Raw genomic sequence first — 26,857 nt, 5'->3', positions numbered from 1 at the left:
GAAAAATAAATATAATAAAGGAGAGAAAAATGGGTTTTAAAAAATTTGGAAAAGTAGTAGTGGCTGTTGCTCTAGCTGGGTCACTTATTGCTTGTAGTGGTAAAAAAGAAGGAGTAGCTGCAGAAGTTAATGGGACAGATATTCCAATGGAAGATTTTTATAAATCTTATGCAGCAAGAGTAAATCAACTTACTTCAATGTATGGTGAAGATATTCTTAAAAATGAAAATGACAAGCAAAAGAAATCTACTGATGAGCTTTTGAGAGAACAAGCACTTGAAGATTTGACGACAACTGAAGCTATAAAACAAGATGCAGAAAAGTCAAATATTACAGTTACAGATGATGAAGTAAATAAAAAAATATCTGATATAGAAAAACAACTTGGAGGCAAAGAACAATTTGATAGTTTCTTAAAACAAAATGGTCTTCCAAGGGACTATGTAACAGAAAATATGAAAAATCAGATGTTAGTTGGGAAATATACTGACGCAAAACTAAAAGAATTAGAACCGACTGATGAAGAAGTAAAAAAATATTATGAAGACAACAAAGATTCTTTCTTTAAAGCAAAAGCTTCTCATATTTTGGTTAATGATTTAAAAGAAGCAAATGTCCTTAGAAAAAAAATTTTAAAGGGTGAAGATTTTGCAAAAGTAGCTAAAGAAAATTCAAAGGACACAAGTAGCGCAAAAAATGGTGGATCACTTGGCGAATTTACAAATGGTCAAATGGTGGAAGCTTTTGATGAACAAATTGCAAAGATGAAAGAAGGAGAGATTTCTGAACCGATTAACACTCAATTTGGATATCACATTATAAAACTTGATGAAAAGAAAGCTCGTGAATTTGATGAAGTTAAAGATGAAGTAAAAGCCAATCTTCAACAAGAAAAATTCAAAGATTATATTGATAAAGTAAAAAAAGATGCAAAGATTAAAAAATATGTAGACACTAAAAAAGATGTAGAAATTCCTGAAGAATATAAGAACTTTGGAAAGATTGAAAAAGAAGGACAAGAACAAACATCTGAAGCTAAAGAAAATACAAACAAAGATGCAAATAAAAATTCAACAAAAGAAAATACAAAAGATAATAAAAAAACAAAATAATTTGAATATTTAAATTGTTTATCTTATAATTAAGAAGACTTGAGAGATGATACAACCCTTGGGAACTAAAATTTTAGTAAGCCATCTCTTAGGTCTTTTTATTTTTAGTGTACATAAAATATTATTTTTAAAATAATTATAAAATTAAAGTATTTATCAATAAATCTGATATAATAAAATAAAATGGTTTTGCAGTAGAGGTGATATTATGAGCTTTTCTTCTCAAGTTAAAGATGAGGTTGCAAAGATAAAAGTAGATGATTACGAAATTATTCTCTCAGAACTTGCAGGAATCACGCCTATGTGTGCAGTTTTGAATTTTAAAAATAAAAAAATTTCTATGGAATATATAACTGAAAATGCTCCAGTTGCCAGGAGAATTTTTACATTCTTGAGAAGATCCTTTGGATTTAATGTTGAAGTAAAAAATGTAAGGTCTGCTCAACTTAAAAAGAATTTATTTATTATATATATATCACAAGATGAGTCTTGCAGGTTGCTACTAGATGAGTTAAAATATATAAAGGGTGCAAGCGTATTTATGATAAATTATTCGCCTGCTGATCTCATAAAAAATAATAGACAGAAGAAGGCTTATATACGTGGTGCCTTTTTAGGTTCAGGCTCTGTTACAAATCCAGAAAAGTCTTATCACTTAGAATTTGTTTCTGAAAACGAATCCAACGCATATTTTTTAAGAGATACAATTAATGAATTTGGATTCTCCTCAAAGATTATTAGGAGAAAAGAAAAATACATAATTTATATCAAGGATTCGGAACAAATTTCTGATTTTTTATCTCTGATAGGTGCTTATAACTCTGTTTTAAAATATGAAAATATTAGAGTTATAAAAGAAATGAGAAATAATGTAAATAGAATTGTAAATTGTGAAACTGCAAATTTAAATAAGATAGTTAAATCAAGTTACAATCAAGTTGAGGACATTAAATTAATAGATAGAGAGATCGGGATAGAAAGTTTAGATGAAGATTTAAGAGATATTGCAACTTTAAGACTTCACAACAGGTCCATGAGTTTAAATGATATTGCAAATTCACTTGAGCCCAAGATATCAAAATCCACTGTTAATTATAGATTTAAAAAACTTAGAAAGATAGCAAATGAGTTGAGGGGTGTATAAAATGACAAATAAAGAAGTTGTACTTAACAATAACGATGGACTCCATGCGAGGGCAGCGGCTCTTTTTGTGAGGGAGGCAAATAAATTTGCAAGTGATGTAAATTTAGAAGCTCATGGGGAAAAAGTAAATGGAAAAAGTATTATAGGCATAATGTCACTAGGTGCATTTAACGGTGAAAAGATAATAATTGAAGCTGATGGTGCAGATGAAGAAGAAGCAGTTGATAAACTTGCTAATTTAGTAGAAAAAGATTTTGTAAATATTTAATGATTTTTTATTTAATAAATAGTTTTTAAAGAGTTTTGGGTTTTATCCAGAACTCTTTTTTCATGTTCTTTTATTTGTTTGATAGCTTTGATAAAATGTACTATATAAGTTATAAGTAAATAATTTTTATTTAAAAAGTTTTAATTAAAGTTATAAATTAAAGGATGATTTTATGAATAATTTTGTGCATCTACATTTGCACAGTGAATATTCTCTTTTGGATGGTTCTACGAGAATATCTCTTCTTCCAAAAAAAGTTAAGGAACTTAATATGGATGCAGTAGCGTTAACTGATCATGGGAATATGTATGGTGCTATTGCTTTTTATAAAGCTTGCAAAGATGAGGGAATAAAACCAATTTTGGGCTGCGAAGTTTATATTTCAAAAAAGGATCTTTCAATAAAAGATAAGTCAAACGAAAGATATCATTTAATTCTTCTTGCAGAAAATAATGAGGGTTTTAAAAATATTATGAAAATTGTATCCATTGGATTTGTGGATGGATATTATTACAAGCCTCGCATAGATAAGGAAGTGTTAAAAAAATATTCTAAGGGGATAATTGCAACTTCTGCTTGTTTAGGTGGCGAAGTGCAAAAATTAATTTTAAATAGAGATATTGAGGCTGCAAAAAAATCGGCCTTAGAATATAGAGGAATTTTTGGGGAAAATAATTTTTTCTTAGAACTTCAAGATCATGGGATGCCAGAGCAAGCTAGGGTAAATAGAGAACTTATAAATTTGTCAAAAGAACTAGAAATACCTCTTACTGTATCAAATGATGTTCACTATTTAAATAAGGATGATGCGAAAAGTCACGATGTGCTACTTTGTATTCAAACGGGGAAAACTGTAAATGATGAAAATAGAATGAAATTTCCTTCAGATGAGTTTTATTTAAAATCTCCCGATGAAATGGCTGCACTTTTTCCAGAAAATAAAGATGCACTTGAAAATACAGTTGAAATTGCAAATAGATGCAATGTGGATATAAAATTTCATGATCTTCACTTGCCAGATTTTTCTGTTCCAAGTGAGTACACCCACGAAGAGTATTTAAAAAAACTTGCTGTTGAAGGGATGTATAATCGCTATGAAAATGTTACAGATGAAATAAAAAACAGATTTGAATTTGAATTTAATACAATTAGAGATATGGGTTACGTAGATTATTTTTTAATTGTATGGGATTTTATAAGATATGCTAGAAAACATGAAATTCAAGTTGGGCCTGGAAGAGGATCAGCTGCTGGTAGTGTGATTTCTTTTTGCCTTGGGATAACTGATGTTGATCCTTTAAAATTTGATTTACTTTTCGAAAGATTTTTAAATCCAGAGAGAGTTTCAATGCCAGATATTGATATAGATTTTTGCTACGAAAGACGAGAAGAAGTAATTGAGTATGTAAACAGAAAATATGGAGATTCTCATGTTGCACAAATTGCTACTTTTGGAACTATGGCAGCAAGAAATGCCATAAGAGATGTTGGCAGAGCTCTCGACATGAGTTATGCAAAAGTTGATTATATTGCAAAACAAATTCCTCAGGCACTTAATATGACAATAGAAAAGGCTCTTGAAATATCTGAAAGTTTTAAAAGCATTTACGAAAAAGAAGATGATTCAAAAGAATTGATTGATATGGCTATAAAACTCGAGGGTCTTCCAAGACATACTTCAACTCACGCAGCTGGCGTTGTTATTTCTAAAGATGAGCTGACAGAATATGTTCCATTAACTAGAAATGATAAAATAATTGCAACGCAGTTTAATATGATCGAACTGGAAGAGTTGGGACTTCTAAAAATGGATTTTTTGGGTCTTAGGACATTAACAGTTATAAGAGATGCCATAAATTTAATAGAGGAAAATTATGGTAAGAAGATTTCTTTTGAGAAATTTGACTACAATGATCCCGATGTTTTAAAGATGTTTGCAAGAGCAGATACTCTTGGGGTTTTTCAATTTGAATCAAGTGGAATGAGAGCCTTTTTAAAAGAATTAAAGCCTGATGAATTTTCTGATCTTGTAGCTGCCAATGCACTTTTTAGACCAGGGCCAATGAAGCAAATTCCAAAATTTGTTGGGTCGAAGCACGACAAAAGTAAAATTTCTTATCTCCATCCAAAGCTTGAACCTATACTCAAATCCACTTATGGTTGTATAGTTTATCAAGAGCAGGTAATGCAAATTGTGCAACAAATTGGTGGTTACTCACTTGGAAGAGCAGATATTGTTAGGCGTGCCATTTCCAAGAAAAAAATGAAGGTAATGGAAGAGGAGAGAAAAAATTTTATTTATGGAAATGTAGAAGAAGAAGTTTCTGGAGCTATTGCAAATGGAGTAGATGAAAAAACTGCTAATGAAATCTATGATTTGATTATAGATTTTGCAGATTATGCATTTAATAAATCTCACTCTGTTGCTTATTCTGTTGTAGCTTATAGGACAGCTTGGTTAAAATATTATTATCCTAGAGAATTCATGGCTGCACAAACTTCTACCTATACAAATGATATAAAACAAGTAAGTCTTTATATTGAGGAGATAAAAAGACTTGGTATAGAAATTCTTCCGCCAAATATAAATTATTCTTTTAAAAATTTTACTGTTGAAGATGGCAAAATTAGATTTGGGTTAAAAGCAGTTAAAAATGTTGGAAATAATTTAATAGACGTAATTGTAAAAGCTAGAGATAATGGAAAGTTTAAATCTTTAAAAGATTTTGTAGATAGAATTAATGCGATAGATAAGTCTGCCTTAAATAAAAGAGCAGTTGAATCTCTTATAAGATGTGGAGCAATGGATGATTTTAACGGAAATAGAGCACAGTATCTTGCAATTTATGAAAAAGTAATTTCATCTTCATCAAATACTGCAAAAAATAATGTTGTTGGACAATTTTCTCTTTTTGAAAGCTCAGATGTTCAAGAAGATTTGCCAAGTTTAAAGGACTTTTCACAAAAAGACAAGCTTGATATGGAAAAAGAAGTTGTAGGAATATATATTTCTGGGCATCCACTTGATCCATATAGAGAATTAATTGAAAAAAGTGCAGATACAGATACAAATGAAATTTTTGAAAAGTATAGAGAAAATATGTTGAATAATAGCAAGGTAAAAGTTGGCGGAATTTTAAAAGCGAAAAAGACCATGATTACAAAGACAAATAAAATGATGGCCTTTGCACAATTAGAAGATCTTTTTGGGACAATTGAACTTGTAATTTTTCCAAATGTATTTTCAAAGTATAGAGAACTAATTGAAGATGAAAATGTAGTTTTTGTTGAGGGACATTTTCAGGAATCAGAAATTGAGGAGCCAAAAATTTTGGTAGATAAAGTTTCTAAGATTAAAATGCCAACAAATAAAAAATTATATATTTCAGTAAATTCGATGAGAGATAAAAATTTGAGAGAAATAAGAAATATTTTAAAAGATTATAGTGGAAATACTCCAGTAATATTTTATGAAGAAGAAAGTAAAAAAGCTTTTGGAACGGAGAATAATTTGTGGATAGATGAAAAGTTATTTGAAGAACTTAGGGATGAATTAATATTATTTACGGATAATGATAAAGAGAAAATAATCTTAAAGTAAAAGAGTAGGTGCTTATGAGAATTGCAATTTTAACAAGTGGTGGAGATGCTCCAGGGATGAATGGTGCAATACGTGCAGTAGTTAGGACTTGTATATATGAAGGAATAGAAGTTTTTGGAATAAATGGTGGCTACGAAGGACTAATTGATGGAAAATTTGAAAAATTAAATCTTTCTTCTGTTGCAGATATAATTCAAAGAGGGGGGACAATTCTATCAACTTCTAGGTCAGAAAGATTTATGACAGAAGAAGGATTTAAGAAGGCATTAACTTCGCTTGAAGTTTTTGAAATTGATGTCTTAATTGTTTTAGGTGGTGATGGAACTCTTAGAGGTGCAAAAAAACTTTGTGATCATGGTATTAATGTAATTGGAATTCCATGTTCTATAGACAATGACCTTGCATATACAGATTTTACTATTGGATTTATGACTGCTGTTGAAACTGTTACAGAGGCAGTAAGTCATATTAGAGATACCACTGAAGCTCATGGTCGTGCAAATGTAGTTGAAGTTATGGGCCGTGAGTGTGGAGATATTGCACTTTATTCTGGTGTTTCTTCGGGTGCAGAGTCAATCCTTATACCAGAAATAGAAACAAATATAAATGAAATTGCAGAAAAGGCAATTATGTGCAAAAACAGAGGTAAAAGACATCACATAATAATTATGGCAGAGGGATGTGGTAATGCCTTTGATTTTGCAGAAAAGTTTGAAAAGTTGACAGATATTGACACAAAAGTAACTGTTTTGGGTTATATTCAAAGAGGTGGAGCACCAAGTGTTTTTGATAGAATTTTATCGTCAGAACTTGGCTATTTTGCAGTTAAGGAAGCAAAAAAAGAAAATTCTGTTGCCCTTGGTGTAAAAAATGGATCTGTAATAAAAATGGAGTATGATGAAATTTTTAAATGTAAGAAAGTTTTTAGACACGATCTATTAGATATACTAAAGACAGTTTCTATATGAGGTGTGAAATGAAAAAAACAAAAATTGTAGCAACAATTGGTCCTTCAAGTGAAAGTGAAGAAGTTTTAAGAAGTTTGTTTTTAGAAGGAGTAAACGTTGCAAGGCTAAATTTTTCTCATGGAAGCCATGAGGAGCATAAAATAAAGATTGATAGAATAAAAAAGATTAGGAAAGAACTTGACCTTCCAATTGGTATAATGCTTGATACAAAAGGACCAGAAATTAGACTTGGAGATGTGGAGGGCGAAATTTTTTTAGAAGTTGGAGAAAACTTTACCCTTACAAGTAGAGAAATTGTGGGCGATAAAAATATTGCCACAATATCCTATAAAGAACTTTATAATGATGTAGAAGTTGGCGGTAAAATTTTAATCGATGATGGTCTTGTGGAACTAAAAGTAGTTTCCATTGTAGATGAAGACATAGTGACTGAAGTTTTAAATTCTGGATATATTTCTTCCCACAAAGGAGTAAATGTGCCAGGAGCAAATTTAAATTTGCCTGCTCTTACTAAGAGAGATGTAGAAGATATAAAATTTGGCGTGAAAGAAGATGTTGATTTTATTGCCGCATCCTTTGTTAGAAGTAAAGAAGATGTTCTTAAAATAAGAAAAGTTTTAGAAGAAGAAAGGGACTACACAACAAAAATTATTTCAAAAATAGAATCTCAAGGTGCAGTGGATTTAATTGACGAAATAATTGAAGTATCTGATGGCATAATGGTTGCTAGAGGAGATCTTGGCGTTGAAATAGAAACAGAGAAAGTTCCAATTGTACAAAAAGAGATTATAAAAAAGTGCAATATATCTGGCAAAACTGTAATTACTGCAACGCAAATGCTTGATTCAATGATTAGAAACCCAAGACCAACTAGGGCAGAAACAAATGATGTTGCCAATGCTGTCTTAGATGGAACAAGTGCAGTGATGCTCTCAGGTGAAACTGCAAGTGGAAAGTATCCCTTAGAATCTGTTATAACTATGCGAAAAATTTTGGAGTACACAGAAAATACTATTGATCACGATGAAATTTTAGAAAATATAATTAAAGTTGTGGAAAATTCCATGACTAATTCCATTGGGAGAAGCGCCTGCGTAATAGCGAGAGATTTAGATGCTAAGGCAATTATAACAGCAACAACTTCAGGAAATACATCAAGGGCAATTGCAAAGTTTAGACCAGTTACGCCTATTATTGCATCTACACCTTTTGAAAAAATAAAAAATCAACTTAGTATCGTTTGGGGCATAAATCCAATAAAAGTTTTAAATTTTAAAGATACAGATAATTTAATCGATGCATCAATGGAAGCTTCTGTAAAAAAAAGATATTTAAAATCTGGAGATTTAGTTGTACTTACAGCAGGAGTGCCAACGGGAATTGCTGGATCTACTAATCTTCTAAAAATAGAAAATGTTTCGGAAATCTTGGGACGTGGTACTTCAATTGGAAAAAAGAAAAAGAAGGCTAGAGCCATAGTTGTAAATTCTATAAAGGATTTGGAAGGAAATTTCGAAACAAAGGATATTATTGTGTGCAAGAGTACAAATGAAAAAATGATTCCTTTCATGGAGAGATCTTCAGGATTTGTAACAGAAGAGGCAGGATTCACATCAAATGGAGCAGTTTCTGCAATATCTCTTGATAAAATGGCAATAGTTGGAGTGAAAGATATAACTGCGAAAATAAAAACAGGGGATATCATAACAATTGATGGAATAGATGGAACTGTTAGAAGATAAATTTTTATAAGAAGTATTGTTTTTTGCTTAGTTTATAATAAATTTATTTTAAGCCTTTTAGATAATTAATTAGTGGTAAGGTAGAATTTATAGGATTTGGACTTGTTATTATGAAAGAAATAAAGAAAAATTTTGATTATATTTTTGGGGAATTTTTAAAATTTTCAAAAAAGGGAAATATAGCACTTTTAGTTAATGCTATATTTGAGCCTTTGCCCACTTTTTTAATAGCACTTTTAAGTAAGAATATATTGGACTTATTTAAAAGAGGTGCAGGTTTAAGATTTATAACTAGATATTTGTTGTATTTTACAATTTTATTATTTGCAATAAATTTAGTTGTGAATTTTTCTTACAATATTTTTTGGCCAATTGTTGTAAAATTCCGATTTAGCAAACTTACTCATTTGGGAGAACTTGCGATGAAGATGGATTATTCACTGTTAGAAAATTATAGTGTGATGGAAGAGTTTGAAATTGCAAAGTCATCTTCATCTGACAATCAAAAAGGATTTGCAGGGTATGTTTTAAATTCAAATAAGATATTAAAGGGAATAGTTGGATTTTTTTTAAATGGTGCAGTCTTGCTATATTATTTGCCATTTTTAATTGCACCTGCAATTTTTGTATTTGTATTTAGTCTTAAAAAAAGTGTTAAGAATAGCCTTTTTATTCATGAGAAAGAAAATTATATAATTAAAGAATGCGATAGAAAAGAAAATTATTTTAATGATGCAATATGGGACTTTAGCACAGGAAAAGAAATAAGAATTTTTTCAATGGAGTCTATATTAGTCAGAAAGCTTAATTGTATCTTTAAAGAAATTAATTTAAATGTGAAAGATATTCTAACGAAGGAAAATAAACTATTTTTCTCAAATGGGTTAATTTGGTTTATATTTGAAATAGCTACGTATTTATATATTTTTATTTTGCATATAAATGGAAAATTAAGCATTAATTCGATTGTAATGTTAATAATGTTAATCTCTTTATTTAGACAAGCTATGAGCCAGATGATTCACGATTTTAGCAATCTTTATAAAAATAGTATTGAAGTTTCAGATTATTTATCTTTTTTTAATAAATATTCTGAAAAAGAAGGTAAGGGTTGTAATATTAGTAATATAAAAATTAAAGATATATATGAAATAGAATTTAAAGATGTTTGGTTTAGATATTCTGATAGAAGTCCTTTTGTACTTCAAGGAATTAATTTCAAATTATCTAATAAAGAAAAGTTTGCAATTGTCGGTGTAAATGGAAGTGGAAAAAGTACAATTATAAAACTTTTACTTGGATTATATAAAACGAGCAAGGGTCAAATTTTAATAAATGGGTTTGATATAAACAATATCGAGAAAAAGAGTTTATATTTTGCACTTTCTGCAATGTTTCAAAAAACTATTATATATTCTTTTACTGTGGCTCAAAATGTAGCTATGGCATCTGAATTTAATAGAGAACGAGTAATTCTTTCTTTAAAGAGAGCAGATATTTATAATGTGATTAGTGGTTTTGATGAAAATGTAGGTAAGATGATGTTAAAATTAATAGATGACAATGGTTATGTTCCTTCAGGTGGACAAAGTCAAAAAATTAATTTTGCAAGAATGCTTTATAGAGGAAGTCCCTTATTTATTTTAGATGAGCCATCAGCTTTTTTAGACCCTTTTTCAGAAGAGAGAATGTTAAGAACAATAGTCGAAAATTCAATAGATAAAATTATGATTTACATTTCGCACAGACTCACAACAGTAAAATTTTGTGACAAAATAATATTACTTGAAAATGGAAAAATAAAAGAGCAAGGGAATTTTGACGAAATAATGGAAAAACAAGGCGAGTTTTATAATATGTATATGAGCCAGAAGATGCTATATTTAAAAGATTAAGATTACAATTAGGAGAAAAGAATTGTTTAGAAGGATTTACAAAACTATATGGGAAATGTCTAAAAAATATTTATATTTTTCTCTTATTTTAATAATTATAAAGAGTCTATTGCCAATAATTACAGTTATATTTCCCAAAATTGTTATAGACAACATAACTTCTGGAAAGGGGTTTAAAGTAGTTGTAAGTACAATTATTTTTATAATCTTTATAAAGTATTTATTAGAAATATTAGTAAATATTTTTGACAATAAATTAGAATATATTGGGACAGAATTAAATCAAAAGTTTGAATTAAATATACTAAAGAAAATAATGCGAGTAGATTATGAAATTTTAGAAAGTCCAAAGATACTTGATATGAAAGATAAGGCACTTGAAGGAATTTCTGTAAATAATGGAAGTATATCTATTTACAATGAAAAAATTATAGAAATTATATCTTCTATTATTTCTATTTTTGGTGTCACATATATAATAACAAGAATTAATATAAGGTATTTATTGGCACTTGTTTTGATTTTAATTTTAGATTTTGTAATTGAAAAACTGATAGCGAATTTTGAAATAAAAAATTGGAATAAATGGATTCCAATTAATAGAAAATTTCGAATGGTATATGATTTGATGTATAATTTTAATAACGGATCTGATATTAGAATCTTTAATACGTCTGATTTTTTTGGAAATACTGCAAAAGATACCAATAAAGATATGTATCAAGTTATGAGCGATGAGGCAAAAACTATTTCTAAATATAATATACTTAATAATTTGTTAGAATCACTTAAAATTTTTTTGGTTTTTTATTTGGGATTAGAGGGTCTTACAAGAAAGAGCCTTTCAATAGCAGACTTTAGTTCATATTTAGTTTCAGTGAACGTGTTTTTGAATTCAGTTAAGACTATTAGTCATGCTATTGTAGATATTAGTAAAATTAATTGCTATGTAGAAAGTTATTTTGTATTTTTAGACTTAGATATTTCAGAAAAAGAAATTATAATTAAAAATAAAAATATTTTAAATTTAGATAAAAAAGGTTCTAAGATTGTATTTGAAAATGTATATTTTAAATATCCATCTCAGGATAAATATACATTAAAGAATTTGAGCTTTAAAATAGGAAAAAACGAGAGAGTTAGCTTGGTAGGTTCAAATGGTGCAGGCAAATCTACAATTATTAAATTACTAATAGGTCTTTATAAGCCAACTGAGGGAAGAATATTAATAGACGGTTGTGACTTAGAGAGCTATAAAAAAGAAGATTTATTTAAAAAATTTGGAGTAGCTTTCCAAGACTTTAATATTTTTCCTCTTTCAGTATCAGAAAATATAGATACGAATTATAAATGCGATGAGGAAAAGACAAATGAATTATTATCTGAGTTTGGCCTTTATGAAAAAATAGAGAGTTTGGAACATGGATTAGAAGAAAATTTGTACAAGGCTTATGATTCTTCATCTACGGATTTATCTTTGGGGCAAAAACAAAAAATTACTTTAATAAGAGCCTTATACAGTGATAGAGAGTTTTTAATATTAGATGAGCCAACTGCTTCTGTTGATGTATATACAGAGGTGGATTTCTATAAAAGTTTAGAAGAGTTCACTCGCAATAAAACTTCGATTTTTATTTCACACAGGCTTATAAGTTCAAAATTTTCTGACAAAATTTTTGTTTTAGAAAATGGCGAGATAATAGAAAGTGGAAGTTTTGAAGATCTTATGAGAGAAAATAGTAGATTTAAGGAAATGTTTGACATTCAAAAGAAAAAATTTGTATAAAAAGGATCTCTAGACATTTTGTATTTATGTTTTAGAGATCTTTATTTTTGTGCTATTATTTTTTTTATGTTTTTTTCTCTTTCCTTTAAAATGGAATTAAAGTTTTCTAATTTTACCTTTACATTTTTAGATTCTGACATTAATTTTATTTTAGAAAATTTTTCTGATTCATTTAAGTAGTTGAAATTTTCTTCAATTTTTTGGGATAGAATCTTGTAAATTTTATCTAAAGTTTTAGAGGCTTTAGATAAATTATTTAGTGTGAGCAGTATATCAATTGCAAATAAAACTCCCAATATAGAGGTGATTAAGTTTATTAATTTGTTGTCTGCAATAGATAAGAAAAAAATCATAATTGGGGTTAATTTTTTTACTATTGCAATATTTCCAAAACCAAAAATTATAAGACCATATAAGCAGACTCTACTTTTGATTTGGAAAGGATAGTTGCTATAATCCCACCATTTCTTGTGGAAGAATCTCTCAAGAAAATATCCTATCATATATTCTACAGTGCAACATAAAAAGGCAGAGTATATAAAAATGGATAGGCTTGATTGAAAACCTTTAAGTGTGAAGTAGGACAGAGTGGTACCTATGCCATAAATAGGGCAACAAGGTCCTAGCAAAAATCCTCTGTTGTGAATTTTATCAAGTTCAACAATAGAACAAGGGAAACTCTCCCATAACCAACCTAAAAATGAATAGATAAAAAATATTAAGTAAAATTCTGATATTTTCATAAATTTTCAAAACTCACTTTCGCAAATCTATGAGATACAGTTTCAACTGTTGACACCCATTTGTCTGCATAAGTTATAATCCATGATTCCAAATATTTTGGTGGAACTACAGTTAAAGGGAACATATGCTTTATTATTATATCTTTTTCAACATTGTTTAGATCAAGTTCACTCCTTGCATTTTTGTAAGCTTCTTTTGGATGAGTAAAGCCATGAAAACTTTTTTTATGTTTTTTGTCATGCCAATCGTATAAAAAGTAATCGTGAAGAAGAGCACCTCTTATTAGAGAATCCATGTCTACATTTAAATTATATTTTTCGGCGATTTCAATAGATTTTTTTGCAACGGAAATAACGTGAGAGTATACAGTTGTATTTCCATGCTGTATATAATTTTTTGTTTTTAAAAATCTAGTATTTTTATTTAATTCTTCTATAATTTCTTTAAGTCTTTTTTCATTATCCATCTTATTCTCCTCGAAAATTATTTTAGATTAAAAATGTAAAAAATTTTCTAAATTTATGTTAAAATTTAAAGAAAATTGCAAAAAAATAAAAGTCATATTGCTATGACTTTTGACTTTTATTTTCTATTAGAACTTTGATTCAAAATAAATTCTATTTTCAGAAGAAACAAGAGCATCACTTAGTTCTATTAATTTTAAATTTTCTTTAGAAAAGGTCAGCATAGAAGTTGCCTTTTCAAAGTTTTTATCATTTAGTGAATATCTATTTTTTATAATTTCTATTTCACTTTCATTTTTTGTTGTAAATTCGTATACAATTTTGTCTTTTTTATTTAAAACTGTTGGATTTGTTTGAACTTGATTTAAAAATTCAACCAAATTATTTGAATTTATAGAATTTTTAATTTTGTCAATTGAAATATCTTCTAAAAAGTTTTTTTCCTTTGAATCACAAAGATTTGGATAAAGTTCTGTAATTTTTTTAGTCTTGGTATTTTCTTTTTTTATAGAAAATTTTTCTGGTTGTATTTCTTTTGAAGAATTATTTAAAGAATTTATAACATCTTCATATTTTTTATTTGTTGTAGGAGTTTTGTCTTTTTTATTCTCTTCTGAAGATTCATCTTTTTTGGATTCATTGATTATTTTTTTGACATTTTTATCTGTATCAGGACTTTTAATTTCCAAATCGTGAAGCTTTTCTTGGGAAGGTTCATTTCCTTCTTTTTTCAAATTTTTGTCTTGAGATTTTTCTCTATTAAGGTTAGTTTCGTTAGAAATTTTTACATTTTTCTTTGAATCTTCTTTATGTAATCTAGCCGAGCTTTTTGTAGTTTCATTTATATTTTTTTTATTAGCGGGAAGAGCTTTTTTATTACTTTTAGATTTCCACAAATAAAAGATAAGGACAATGACTACAATTAAAATAAAATATAGCATTTCAGCACCTCCAATTATTTATATTATACCACTTAAATATAAAATAACTACTTTAATTAATTAAAAAATTAAAAAGTTTTAAATTAAAAAGAACTCAGTTTCCCAAGTTCTTTTCAAAATATTAATTTTCTAACTTTCTTTGTTTCCTATTTTCTATTTTTCCTTTTAAAATAGGCACAACATCTCTAACTTCGCGAACACCCAAGTAATATAGACAAATTAAATAAATAACAGCGGCAATTGCTACTATAATTATTAAAAGAATCAAACGCAAAAGTGTTTGCATACCACCACTAGCAAAAGAAATAATTAATTTTTCATAAGGGAAGTAGGCAAGCGTAACAAGTCCCATAACAGAAGATGCCATTAATGCTTTAACAAGTGCTTTTATATAGGATTTTACTCCAAGATTTCCAATTTTTTTCTTTAAAAGTATAAATGAAATAAAAACTGCTATCATAGTTGCAATTGAAACTGATGCAGCAAGTCCATTTGTGCCAAAGTGTCTTGCAACTAAGAGGTTTAGCCCAACATTTATTGCCACATTTACAACTCCAACATAAAATGGAGTCTTTGTGTCATCAACGGAATAATAAATTCTATTTAATACATTTATTAATGATATAGAAATAAGTGAGAGTGAATAAAATCTAAGCGTAGAAGTTGCCGCAATCCCATTTTCTGGAGTAAAAGCTCCACGCACAAAGGCAATTTCTATAATTGGTCTTGCCAATACTATTAGCCCCACAGTTGCAGGAACAGTTAAAAATAAAACTGATTTTATTGATGCATTCATAACTTTTTTTCCGTCACGCATATTTCCCTGACCAAGTGTCCTTGTTAGTACTGGAAAAATTGTTGCAGTTATTGCAGTTATAAAAATACCAATAATCATTGTGTTCATTTTATTCGCATAATATAAAATTGAAGCAGCTCCTCTACCCATTCCAGAAGCCAAAGATCTATTTACAAGTGTGTTTATATCATTTATAGATACAGAAACAAAAACAGGAAGAGCAAGAGTTATTGCTTCTTTTACATATTCATCTTTAAAATCCAAGACAAATTTAGGTTTGTAACCGATTTTCATTGCATGAGGAAGTAAAAATAAAAATTCTGCAAGTATTCCTAGTACAGATGAAATTGTAAGCCCTATTATACCAACATGACGAGAAAATAATGCTAAATATATTATATATGTTAAGTTTAGAGGAATTGCTATTGCACCAGCTGCAGCAAATTTGCCACCATGTTGCAAATATCCTTCCATTACCCCAACCCATGATGAAAATAATACTACTGGCATACCAACTTGAATTAATTTAACAACAATATCATAAGTTTCTTTATCAGCTTGGGATGCTGTTAAGTATGCAATTTGCCTTGGAAAAATTATACCAAGGATGATAAGTACAAAGGATACAAGTGAGGCAATTGATAATAAATTATTAGTAAAATAATTTTTTTGGTTTTTACCATAATCTAGTTCAGCTTTTTGAACTGATGGTATATAAGTTGTTGCAATAGCTTGAGTTACAAAAGCTGCAATCGTTGCAGTTGCAGCTTGTGCAAGAGAAAAGGCGTCCATTTCAGTTCCTGCACCAAAGACATTTGCAGTTAAAGACTCTCTAAAAAATCCAAAAACTTTTCCTATTAACGAAAAGATTATTATTGCAAGAGTTGACTTTGCAATTTTTGAGCTTGTATTACTTTTATTTTCCAATTTAAAAACTCCTTTATATCTTCTCAAATTATAATTTGTTTAAAATTTTATGTCAAGTAAAGGGATTCTTTTCAATTTAAAGAAAAGATTTTTTGTGTTATTATGAATGTAAAATAGAAAATTAAAAAAATTACAAATAGGGGGAAAAATGAAAAATAAAAATTTAATAAAAAAAGTAATGCCATATTTTTATAAGTATAAATTGACTTTGTTTTTAGATTTATTTTGTGCAGCCTTTACAACTGCAAGTGAAATGATCTTGCCCTTGATTCTAAGAGCACTTACAAATAGAGGGATGAAAGATTTAGAATCTATTACCTTTGATTTTGTATTAAAACTTTCTCTTATATATATTTCAATAAAAATTGTGGAAATAATTGCTCAGTATTTTATGACAAGTATTGGGCACATAATGGGTGCGAGAATAGAAACAGATATGAGGCGTGATTTATATTCGCATCTTCAAACTCTTTCTGATACTTTTTACAACGAAACAAAAGTCGGAGTTATAATGTCAAGAATTACAAATGACCTTTTTGACATAACAGAATTTGCACATCACTGTCCAGAAGAATATTTTATTGGGGCAATAAAAATACTAGTATCTTTAATTATTCTTTTAAATATAAATGTGAAGATGACTCTTTTGATTTATATTATGATTCCTCTTATGATATTTTTCTCAGGAAGATTTAGAAAGAAAATGCGTGAAGCACAAAAAGATCAAAGAGTTCACATTGGGCATTTGAACTCTTCCATAGAAGATTCTTTACTAGGAATAAAAGTTGTAAAATCTTTTGCAAATGAAGATGTTGAAAACGAAAAATTTATGAATGAAAATGATAAATTTTTAAACATCAAAAAGAGATATTACAAATCAATGGCAGGATTTAATACAATTAACAGAGTTTTTGATGGTTTGATGTATCTTATCCTGATAGCAAGTGGCGGATATTTCCTTATGAAGAGGGAAATTGGACCAGAAGATTTGATTGTCTATGTAATGTATGTGCAATCACTTCTTGCAACTGTGAGAAGAATTATAGAATTCACAGAACAGTTTCAAAAAGGAATGACTGGAATTGAAAGGTTTGCAGAAATTATGTCTGTTGAATCTGACATAAAGGATAGAAAAAATGCAAAAGAAATAAAAAATGTGAGAGGAGAAATTTCCTTTAAGAATGTTTATTTTAGTTATGGAGAAGGTGGAGAAAAAGTTTTAGAAAACTTTAGTGTTGATATAACTCCTGGAGAAAAGCTTGCAATTGTTGGACCCAGTGGAGCAGGAAAGACTACAATTTGTAATTTAATACCAAGATTTTATGATGTAGACAGTGGTTCTGTAAATGTAGATGGTATTGATGTACGTGATATAAAAATAAAATCATTAAGAGAAAATATTGGAATAGTGCAACAAGATGTATATTTATTTTCAGGAACTGTGAAAGACAATATTGGATATGGAAAAAGTGACGCAAGTGATGGAGAAATAATTGAAGCAGCAAAACTTGCAGGAGCATATGAATTTATAAAAAATTTACCTGATGGATTTGACACCTATGTTGGAGAGAGGGGTGTAAAATTATCAGGAGGACAAAAACAAAGAATTTCTATTGCAAGAGTTTTTCTAAAAAATCCACCAATATTAATTTTAGATGAAGCAACGTCTGCTCTAGACAATAAAAGTGAAATAATTGTACAAGATTCCATAGAAAAACTTTCCAAAGGAAGGACTACAATTACTATTGCACATAGACTTACAACAGTGCAAAATGCAGATTTAATAATTGTAATGACAAAGGATGGAATTATAGAAAGAGGAAGCCATAAAGAGTTAATGGATAGAAAAGATTATTACTACAACCTTTATACAAAAGGAGGAAGATTAGAGTAAATGAAACTTTTGATATAAAAGTGATGAAGAAAAATTTTATAGATTTTATCAAGCAAAGTAACTGATTTAATTTTTATAAGAGAGATGCTATAAAGGACAAGAAAAAATATTCCACAATACAGAAAATTCTTTAAAATTTTAAAAGTAATTGGATAATTTAAAATAGAAAATATGAATTGATTTCCGAAAGTTGGTTTTTGAAAGTCGATTTTTTATAAAAGATTTATAAATATAGGTATATCTAATAGCATTAAATTAATAAAAGCTAAATAGAAATTAAAAAGCTTTTGCTTAAAATAAAAATTTAGATAAAAAACTACCAGAGATAGTTTATAATTTCTCTGGTAGTTAATCTAAGGTTATAGGGCAGCGTAATTATACTGCAACAATTTTATTTTTAATAATACTAAATTATATTAAATTCTTTTAGCATTTCTTCTATATCTGTTCCCTTAATAAATTTTGCAATTTTCATCTTTTGTAATGGGCTAAGTGGAAGTTCAGGTTTTTTACCATCTGATAAAGAAACCATTCCATTTAGAAGATATCTTATGTCATATCTTGAAGCATAAACTTCTGGCACAGCTTTTTCTACTCCGCAAAGAACATAAACTGCTTCCATAGCTGTTCTTCCAGAATATTCTGTTGTAAATACTGTATCTCTTCCTGGATCGTCAAGAGTTTCTGCAAATTGTCCTAAGAAAGCAAAGTTCACTCCACCCTTTGGAACAACTAGTGGCCTATCGCCAAATTTTCTAGGCATAAATTGAGCTGTAATGTATGGCATCATAACAGGTACAGCTGTACAAGTTTCAGCAAGTGCATCAATTTCATTTACAGGAACACCGATGTGGTATAACCATTCTTTTGTAATTTCCTTACCTGTACAATCTCTCATTTTCTTCTTGATGTAGTCACCTTCAACATCTGTAAATAGACCGTAAACCCAAACAGCAACATCATTTTCAGGTTGTTCTGGATATTGTCCTTGTCTATTTATTGTCCAAGATATTAACCAGCTTGAGTCAACACAAGTTACTAGACCACCAGTAACTGTTTTTCCAGTATAAGGGCTTCTCTTTGTGATTTTTTCAATGTATTTTGGAACTGATTCATCGTGGCAAGTTATTGTACATGATTCCCAATTACTTTTTTCTACATCAGAGCAAAATACTTCAGGGTTACCAAAGTCATCTGATTTTTTAGCAATGTTTTTCCACATTTCCCAGCAACCAGTTTGTTCATCACTAAGTTCTGCTGGTGTGTTGTCATCACCATAACTTGAGTTTTCTGTCATAGAACCATTAGTTATAAATAAAAGATCATTTTCTGTTAAGTCTATAGACTTGTCGTTTCCGTCTTTATCTTCTGCTATAATTTTTGTAGCAACTTTTCTATTTTCAGATATATCAAAATCTACATCTGTTACCTTAATATTGTATTGGAAATTACAGCCGTGGTCTTCAAGATACTTAACCATTGGCTTAACAAGTGAATTGTATTGGTCGAATCTTGTATATCTTGCTGCTGATAGGTCAGTAAATCCATCTATATGGTGGATGAAACGATTTAAGTATAGTTTCATTTCCAGTGCAGAGTGCCAGTTTTCAAAAGCAAACATTGTTCGCCAATAAGTCCAGAAGTCTGAGTTTAAAAGTCCATCAGAGAAAATATCTTCTATAGCCTTATCTTCTAGTAGTTCATCTTGAGTCATGCAAAGTTCAGCAATTTCTTTAACTTGATCTTGAGTTAGATTAAAATTACCATCGTCATAACGCTCACCTTGTTTATGAGTGATACGGCAATTACTAAAGTTCGGATCATCATAATTTGTGTAATAATAAGAATCCAACACGCTCATTTCTGGATCTTCAATACTTGGAATTGAGCTCCAAATATCCCATAAACATTCGAAGTGAGCTCCAGTTTCTCTACCACCACGAGCAACATATCCTCTGGTTTCCATGCATTTACCATCTAGTGAGCCTCCAGCTATATCTAATTGTTCCAAGAAAGTAATTTTTTTACCTTCCATGTGAGCATCTCTAATTAAAAAACATGCTGCAGTAAGTGATGCAACTCCTGTTCCAATTAAATAAGCAGATTTTTCTTCTATACCTTCTGGTTTTCTCGCTTTAACTAATCTTTGAAAGTCGCCATTAGTTAGTTTGAGTCTTTTATCATAAGTTTTTAGTTCCATAATACCCTCCTTTGATAGTTACTTATACTTTTTCCAAAAATTATTTATCCTTTCCTACAAATTAATTAAAACATTATCCAGATAAAGTTTCATCTACCAAAACTTTAATATTGGGTTAGTTTTACTCAATTTCAAAATTTTGGGTAAACTTTTCTAAGTTTTCACTTCTCTTTAAAGACAATAAAATATTACCGTCCATTAGCTCACCAATTCTACGAGTAATAGCTTTTGGATCAGTCTTCATGTCAGTCGCTACCCATTGAATCAGAGAACTACTTAGTGCACATTGATAAAAATAAGCAATTAATGTTATATCAATTTCTTGTGCCTTAGTATCCACAGCAACTCTTCTTACATATTTTTTCATTATCTCACCGGAAATAGAAAAAATATATTTTTCCAACTCAACCTTATAATCAGACTCGTACATATGCTTTACAACTTTTTTATTATCTAAGATAAATTTAGCAGCCAAAATAAAGCTTTCTTCCCATGATAAGGTTTCATTAAACTCCTCAATTACATTTTCAAGTTCTTCGTCAAAAATTTCCTTAATTAATTGAGGTAAATTTTCATAGTGATAATAAAAAGTCTTTCTTTCAATTTTACATTGCTTAGCTAGTTCAGTTACAGTAATATTATGTAATTGTTTTTATTTAAAAGATTTATAAATTCTTTTCGTATTAAATCTTTAGTATAATTTTTTGGCATATAAATTCCCCTTATTAGAATAAAGTTATATATTATATTTTCCCCTTATTAGAATAAAGTTATATATTATATATTTTCCCAATTTATTAATTATTAAAAGAGATAAGATAATAAATAATTTTATAATTTTTAATATAACTATTTCTGTAAATTAAAATCAATTTCAAATTTCTAGTTTTGTAATATTGGATAATTTCATATCTAGACTTTTTTATATAAATTTAATTGCCATATCTGATTTTAATTCAATTTTATGTGAGCGCTATATTAGGCTTAACTCCACTTTTTCATTAAATTTTAAACTTGTAATAAATATTGCTTGTAGCTATAATAATTATATCAGGGGAGCGTTTGCTGAGATTAGGTTTATCCTTAAACCCTTTGGACCGGGGCAGGTAATGCTGTCGTGGGAAAAGTATGTTCCCGCTATGGGAATTTTTTTATGCAAAAATTTGTACAAATTTATTTTAGGAGGTATATATGAAGATTTCAGTGGCAATACAGGTTTTGCCAACTACAAAAGAAGCTACATCTGAATCAGTAGTTGCTGTGGTTGACAAAGTAATTGAATATATTATTGATGAAAATGTGAATTATGTTGTTACACCTTTTGAAACTGTAATTGAGCTTGATGATTATGATAAGGCTTTTGAAATTTTGAAAAACTGTGTAAAAATTGCAGGCGATTTATCAGAACAGGTTGCTTGTTATAGTAAAATATTTTATTCAGAAAAGGGAATTTTGACAATTGAAGAAAAAACAGGTAAATATCAAGGATAATATCTCAGCAGCTTCTTTGATAATAATTATTTTAGCTCTTTGGCAATTTGTAACAACAAAGGGAATAGTTGGACCATATCTTTTGCCAAAACCAATTGATGTTATAAAGGCTTTTGTAAATGATTTTTCTACTATATTGTCCCATTTGGGAACTACTCTTACGGAAGCTTTTTGGGGACTTTTTGTTGGTGTTACTCTTGGTTTTATTGTGGCACTTTTGATGGATTTGTCTGAAACAATTTATTCTGCACTTTACCCAATACTTGTAATTACGCAAACAGTTCCGACAGTTGCAATTGCACCACTTTTAGTTTTGTGGATGGGTTATGGGATTGTTCCAAAAATCACTTTGATTGTGATTGTGACATTCTTTCCAGTTGCAATTTCTCTTCTCGAGGCTTTTAAGCAAGTGGATCAAGATAAGATAAAACTTTTAAAGGCAATGGGAGCAAGTAAATACGAAATTTATAAATATATAAAACTTCCAGAAAGTCTTTCTAATTTTTTCTCTGCTTTTAAGATTGCGGTTTCATATTCTGTTGTTGGTGCAGTTATTGCCGAGTGGCTTGGAGGTTTTAAAGGTTTAGGAGTTTATATGATAAGAGTTCAGAAGAACTATTCCTTTGACAAGATGTTTGCAGTTATATTTTTAATTTCGGCAATTTCATTAATTTTGATGAAACTCGTTAGTTTTATTCAAAAGAAAATGATGCCGTGGATGGAGGAAAAATGAAAAATTTAAAAAAAGTACTTATTATATTTTTGGCTTGTGCCATGCTTACTGCTTGTGGAGATGGCGGCGAAAAAAGTAAAAATCAAAATAAAAATGAAAAAGAAGATGTAAAAACAGAAAAAGTTAGTTTCTTGCTAGATTGGGATCCAAATGTAAATCATGCAGGTCTTTACACTGCAATCGAAAAGGGATTTTTTAAGGATGAAGGTATTGAAGTAGAAATTAATCAACCGCCTGCAAATGGGGCAGAAGCTCTTGTGGCATCTGGCAAAGCAGATTTAGGGATTTCTTTCCAAGATACAATTGCACCAGCTTTTGCAAATAAGGATCCACTTCCAGTTACAGCAATTGCTGCAATTATTAATCACAATACTTCTGGTGTGATTTCTTTAAAAGAAAAAAATATTGAAAGACCAAAGGATATGGAAGGTCACAATTATGCAACATGGGGACTTGAAATTGAACAAGCTATTTTAAAACAAGTTGTAGAAGATGATGGAGGAGATTTTTCTAAAGTAGAAATGATTCCTGAAAATGTTACAAATGCAGTGCAAGCGATAAATGGAGATATTGATACAGTTTGGATTTTTTATCAAGTAGATGGAGTTTTGGCAAAAAATCAAAATGTTCCAATAAATTATTTTGCATTTAAAGATATAAGTCCTGTTTTTGATTATTACACACCTATTTTGATTGCAAATAATGATTTCTTAAAAGATAAAGAAGATGTTGCAAAAAGATTTATGAAGGCTTTTGTTAAGGGGTACGAATATGCGATTGAAAACCCTGATGAAGCAGCAGAAATTCTTGTAAAGGCAAATCCTGAACTTGATAAGGATCTTGTAAAAGGTGGAATGGAATATCTAAAAGATAAATATAAAGATGATGCAGAATACTTTGGTCAAATTGATTCAAAAAGATGGAATGATTTCTATACTTGGCTCTTTGAAAATGGACTAATTGAAAATGAAATTCCAAAGGATTTTGGTTTCACCAATGATTTTGTAAATCCAGAAAATTTAAAATGAGTGAAAAATTAGAGATTTTAAGAACAGAAAATATTAACAAATCTTTTGATGATAAGATTATTTTAAAAGATATAAATATTAAACTAAATAAAGGAGAATTAGTGTCTTTCGTTGGAGTATCTGGGAGTGGGAAGACTACGCTATTTAATATAATAGCAGGTCTTCTCGGGCCAGATAGTGGAAAAGTTTTTTTAAGAGATAAAGAGATTACAAATAAGGCAGGGAAAGTATCTTATATGCTCCAAAAGGATCTTCTACTTCCATATATGACCATTATAGATAATGTATCTCTTCCACTTGTTCTTCGTGGAGATAAGAAAAAAGTTGCAAGAGAAAAAGTGAAAGATTTGTTTAAGGATTTTGGATTAGAGGGTAATGAATATAAATATCCATCACAACTGTCAGGAGGAATGGCACAGCGTGCAGCTCTTTTAAGGACTTATGTTTTTGGAAGTGAAGTTACACTTTTAGATGAACCTTTTAGTGCATTGGATGCGATAACAAAAGCTTCAATTCACAAGTGGTATAAAAATATTATAAATGAAATGAAAATTTCGACTATTTTTATAACTCATGATATAGAAGAAGCAGTGAAACTTTCTGATAGAATTTATATTTTAGGGAGAAATCCTGGTACAATTATTGATGAAATTAATATCAAAGAAAATTTCCATGATAATTTTTTTGAAGACGAAAATTTTATAAAATATAAAAAATATATTATAAATAAATTAGATAATCTATAAAAGTATTGTAAATATTTATATATGATCTGAAAAAGGAGGTGTGGAATCTCTTTTTTTAGCTTGAAACAATATTTTTATATAAAGATGGATAAAAAGTTTAATAATTTAGATTCAATAAAGATGTATAGAGTAGCTTAGAAGATTTATAATCTTTAGTAGTAACTATTGATACTTTATTATGATTAATAAATAATAAGATATTTTGTGAATATAAATAAATGAGTGAGTTAATAAAACGGTGAAGGAGAGGAGTTAATATGAGCACAAAAAAAGAAATAAGATATTTCTTATTTATAGTTCTTTTTCTAGATTTTTTGATAGGAATTACATGTAAATATTTTTATAAAACAGATAATACAGGGGTTATAACACTTGTCATGAGTTTAGTTCCTGCTTTTATTGCAATTTTATTAGAAAAAGATTTTAAGTTAAAAGATTTATCTAAAGATAAATTTAGTCTGATATATTCCTTATACTTCATATTATCTATATTTTTTTACATATTGTCATTCTTTTCAGAAAAAGTTTTAAATAAGATTGATTATGTCGTGTATTTAGGTTGGTTAATTAGTCTTTATGTATTAACGATAGATGATAAAAGATTAAGAGGAAAATTTAATTTTGCTTTATTTCTTAAATGGGCTTTTATTGTAATTATAATAGATTTATTTAGAATGGGAATATTAAATTTTTATTTTCAATCAGAAGTTGATTTTACTGATCTTCTTAATAGGTTAGCTGGGACCTTAACCCTAGGATTAATTAGTACAACTTTTAATTTAATATTTACTATGGGTGAAGAATATGGTTGGAGATATTTTTCACAAACAAGACTTCAATCATTATATGGCAATAGAATAGGAGTTTTGTTAACTGGTCTTATGTGGGGTTTGTCTCATTTTCCCTTGTATTGTTTGGTATTTTATTCTGGAACAGAAGGCATATATGCAGGTATAGAAATTACTGTATTTTGTATCGCCATTGGGATAGTGCTTGGACTCATCTACATGGAGAGTAGAAGTGTTATTATGGTAACTTTCATACATCTTTTGCACAATATGTTTATGACTAATTTCACGAGTGCAGATTACAATCAAGATTCTATTTTTACAAAAGAATTTTTACTTGTATCTGTAATAATTAATATAGTTTTATATACTCCATTTTTATTAAATAAAAAGTATAAGTGATTTTAATTTGAATAAAAACAAGGATATCTAGTATGATTAAGAATTATGAGCAAAAGATCACTAATATTAATGATAGCATGTCAGATTATTTTATAAATAAAGATAAAATAATAGATTCAAACGATATTATGATAATAAATCGATTATTATTGAATAATTATAATGATATTTATATAGAAAAAGTTTACGATTATTATAAGATTATGAAAGATGAATTTAATAAAGGAAATATAATATATAATTGTGGTATGATTGGAGGATTAGGACAATTTGCTTTTGTGTTGAAAGAATTTTCACTTATAACAGGATTACTAAAAAATTTTTCAAAAAGTATTGATAGATTATTTTTTAAAATCACACTGAACTTACTTAAAAATTATGAAGGATATAAAAGCATTCATTATAATTTTTATGATATTATTGGTGGATTATCAGGAGATTTGTACTATTTTCTAGATAATAATTTTGAACAAAAAGGAATAGAAGATATAATTAAATATTTAGTATCAATAACAATTGAAGATAATAAATTTTTTATAAAAAGAGAAATGCAAAAAAATGATTTAGAAACTATAAATTTTCCACATGGACATTTAAATTTCGGAATGGCCCACGGAATTATTTCAATTGCTATAGTGTTAGCAAAAGCAAAAAGCAAAGGATATAATATTAAAGATTTAGATAATGCTATAGAAAAAATATTAGTTTATTACAAAAAATTTTGTAGGAAAATAAATAATGTACTTTATTGGCCTGTAAAATTAAATCTTGATGATTTATACAACAAAAAATATAAATTAGATTTAGAAAATTATAAGTCGAGCTGGTGTAATGGTAACTTGGGAATTTTAAGAGGATTAATAAAAACCTATTCATATTTAGGATATGAAGAAGAAAAAAATTTTTACATAAGAGAACTTATAAATCTTTTATGTAAAGATGACTTAAACTTGAACATTTCTAATTTGTGCCATGGATATTCTTCTGTAATATCAATAATTGATTATTCTTTTTCAGATAAATATTTTAGGAAATTATATTTACAGAAAAAATTAGATATAAAAGATAAGTTTATTGAACTAATCATAAATGAAATAACTAAAAAAGGGCTTAATTCTTATATAGATGATATATATTTTTGGCGATATTAGTTTCTTTGCAAGGATTTACTGGAGTATATTTAACTC

Annotated in this window: 21 protein-coding genes; 15 read left to right on the top strand and 6 right to left on the bottom strand. The window is 28.6% G+C overall.

The window, feature by feature from the left end:
* The first annotated feature begins 29 nt into the window (after positions 1 to 29).
* The 8 genes from RH95_RS01565 to RH95_RS01530 all read left to right on the top strand — a co-directional run bounded on the left by RH95_RS01565 (position 30) and on the right by RH95_RS01530 (position 12,516).
* Complete coding sequence (locus tag RH95_RS01565; protein WP_010242582.1) at positions 30 to 1,112, top strand: peptidylprolyl isomerase; 1,083 nt, start codon at positions 30 to 32, stop codon at positions 1,110 to 1,112.
* Between the two features lie 208 nt (positions 1,113 to 1,320).
* On the top strand, positions 1,321 to 2,256 hold the full coding sequence (gene whiA, locus RH95_RS01560) for a DNA-binding protein WhiA (protein ID WP_010242580.1): 936 nt from the start codon (positions 1,321 to 1,323) through the stop codon (positions 2,254 to 2,256).
* A 1-nt stretch (position 2,257) separates the two neighbouring features.
* Complete coding sequence (locus RH95_RS01555) at positions 2,258 to 2,524, top strand: HPr family phosphocarrier protein (RefSeq protein WP_010242578.1); 267 nt, start codon at positions 2,258 to 2,260, stop codon at positions 2,522 to 2,524.
* 172 nt (positions 2,525 to 2,696) lie between these two features.
* Positions 2,697 to 6,125: a DNA polymerase III subunit alpha gene (locus RH95_RS01550; RefSeq protein WP_010242576.1), complete on the top strand. Its 3,429-nt coding sequence runs from the start codon at positions 2,697 to 2,699 to the stop codon at positions 6,123 to 6,125.
* 14 nt (positions 6,126 to 6,139) lie between these two features.
* Positions 6,140 to 7,093, top strand: coding sequence for an ATP-dependent 6-phosphofructokinase (locus RH95_RS01545; protein WP_010242574.1), 954 nt, complete (start codon positions 6,140 to 6,142; stop codon positions 7,091 to 7,093).
* An 8-nt stretch (positions 7,094 to 7,101) separates the two neighbouring features.
* On the top strand, positions 7,102 to 8,835 hold the full coding sequence (gene pyk, locus RH95_RS01540) for a pyruvate kinase (RefSeq protein WP_010242572.1): 1,734 nt from the start codon (positions 7,102 to 7,104) through the stop codon (positions 8,833 to 8,835).
* 110 nt (positions 8,836 to 8,945) lie between these two features.
* Positions 8,946 to 10,730: an ATP-binding cassette domain-containing protein gene (locus tag RH95_RS01535; RefSeq protein WP_010242570.1), complete on the top strand. Its 1,785-nt coding sequence runs from the start codon at positions 8,946 to 8,948 to the stop codon at positions 10,728 to 10,730.
* A 22-nt stretch (positions 10,731 to 10,752) separates the two neighbouring features.
* A complete protein-coding gene (locus RH95_RS01530; protein WP_010242568.1) occupies positions 10,753 to 12,516 on the top strand; it encodes an ABC transporter ATP-binding protein in 1,764 nt (587 codons plus the stop codon).
* A 41-nt stretch (positions 12,517 to 12,557) separates the two neighbouring features.
* Here the strand turns inward: RH95_RS01530 and RH95_RS01525 are convergent, their stop codons facing one another.
* From RH95_RS01525 to murJ, 4 genes are all read right to left on the bottom strand, one after another.
* The gene (locus tag RH95_RS01525; protein WP_026038561.1) at positions 12,558 to 13,259 is read right to left on the bottom strand and encodes a putative ABC transporter permease; all 702 of its coding nucleotides are present in this window, start codon (positions 13,257 to 13,259) and stop codon (positions 12,558 to 12,560) included.
* Positions 13,256 to 13,726 carry an HD domain-containing protein gene (locus RH95_RS01520; RefSeq protein WP_010242564.1) on the bottom strand — a complete coding sequence of 157 codons (471 nt, stop codon included), beginning with the start codon at positions 13,724 to 13,726 and terminating at the stop codon, positions 13,256 to 13,258. Before RH95_RS01520 ends, RH95_RS01525 begins: the two co-directional genes overlap by 4 nt.
* Before the next feature lie 126 nt (positions 13,727 to 13,852).
* Positions 13,853 to 14,665 carry a hypothetical protein gene (locus RH95_RS01515; protein WP_010242563.1) on the bottom strand — a complete coding sequence of 271 codons (813 nt, stop codon included), beginning with the start codon at positions 14,663 to 14,665 and terminating at the stop codon, positions 13,853 to 13,855.
* A gap of 121 nt (positions 14,666 to 14,786) precedes the next feature.
* A complete protein-coding gene (murJ, locus tag RH95_RS01510) occupies positions 14,787 to 16,388 on the bottom strand; it encodes a murein biosynthesis integral membrane protein MurJ (protein ID WP_010242562.1) in 1,602 nt (533 codons plus the stop codon).
* A 148-nt stretch (positions 16,389 to 16,536) separates the two neighbouring features.
* Between murJ and RH95_RS01505 the strand changes: the two genes are divergently transcribed.
* A complete protein-coding gene (locus RH95_RS01505) occupies positions 16,537 to 18,282 on the top strand; it encodes an ABC transporter ATP-binding protein (protein WP_010242561.1) in 1,746 nt (581 codons plus the stop codon).
* Positions 18,283 to 18,688: 406 nt separating this feature from the next.
* Here the strand turns inward: RH95_RS01505 and RH95_RS01500 are convergent, their stop codons facing one another.
* The gene (locus RH95_RS01500) at positions 18,689 to 20,482 is read right to left on the bottom strand and encodes an oleate hydratase (RefSeq protein ID WP_010242560.1); all 1,794 of its coding nucleotides are present in this window, start codon (positions 20,480 to 20,482) and stop codon (positions 18,689 to 18,691) included.
* A gap of 121 nt (positions 20,483 to 20,603) precedes the next feature.
* Positions 20,604 to 20,957, bottom strand: a complete 354-nt coding sequence (locus tag RH95_RS09785; protein ID WP_010242559.1) for a TetR-like C-terminal domain-containing protein — start codon at positions 20,955 to 20,957, stop codon at positions 20,604 to 20,606.
* A 716-nt stretch (positions 20,958 to 21,673) separates the two neighbouring features.
* Between RH95_RS09785 and RH95_RS01490 the strand changes: the two genes are divergently transcribed.
* The 6 genes from RH95_RS01490 to RH95_RS01465 all read left to right on the top strand — a co-directional run bounded on the left by RH95_RS01490 (position 21,674) and on the right by RH95_RS01465 (position 26,821).
* Complete coding sequence (locus tag RH95_RS01490) at positions 21,674 to 21,973, top strand: thiamine-binding protein (RefSeq protein WP_010242558.1); 300 nt, start codon at positions 21,674 to 21,676, stop codon at positions 21,971 to 21,973.
* Positions 21,942 to 22,706 carry an ABC transporter permease gene (locus RH95_RS01485; protein ID WP_010242557.1) on the top strand — a complete coding sequence of 255 codons (765 nt, stop codon included), beginning with the start codon at positions 21,942 to 21,944 and terminating at the stop codon, positions 22,704 to 22,706. Before RH95_RS01490 ends, RH95_RS01485 begins: the two co-directional genes overlap by 32 nt.
* Positions 22,703 to 23,734 carry an ABC transporter substrate-binding protein gene (locus RH95_RS01480; protein ID WP_010242555.1) on the top strand — a complete coding sequence of 344 codons (1,032 nt, stop codon included), beginning with the start codon at positions 22,703 to 22,705 and terminating at the stop codon, positions 23,732 to 23,734. The genes RH95_RS01485 and RH95_RS01480 overlap by 4 nt, the downstream gene beginning before the upstream one ends.
* Positions 23,731 to 24,480, top strand: a complete 750-nt coding sequence (locus tag RH95_RS01475) for an ABC transporter ATP-binding protein (RefSeq protein ID WP_010242553.1) — start codon at positions 23,731 to 23,733, stop codon at positions 24,478 to 24,480. The genes RH95_RS01480 and RH95_RS01475 overlap by 4 nt, the downstream gene beginning before the upstream one ends.
* A 257-nt stretch (positions 24,481 to 24,737) precedes the next feature.
* Positions 24,738 to 25,670 (top strand): CPBP family intramembrane glutamic endopeptidase, encoded by a 933-nt coding sequence (locus RH95_RS01470; RefSeq protein ID WP_010242551.1) that lies wholly within the window; start codon positions 24,738 to 24,740, stop codon positions 25,668 to 25,670.
* Between the two features lie 32 nt (positions 25,671 to 25,702).
* A complete protein-coding gene (locus tag RH95_RS01465) occupies positions 25,703 to 26,821 on the top strand; it encodes a lanthionine synthetase LanC family protein (protein ID WP_010242549.1) in 1,119 nt (372 codons plus the stop codon).
* Positions 26,822 to 26,857 lie beyond the last annotated feature (36 nt).

This window comes from Peptoniphilus rhinitidis 1-13 (genome assembly GCF_000246925.1).
GTDB classification, from domain to species: Bacteria; Bacillota; Clostridia; order Tissierellales; family Peptoniphilaceae; genus Peptoniphilus_A; species Peptoniphilus_A lacydonensis.
This window is presented reverse-complemented; position numbering and strand designations above follow the sequence as displayed.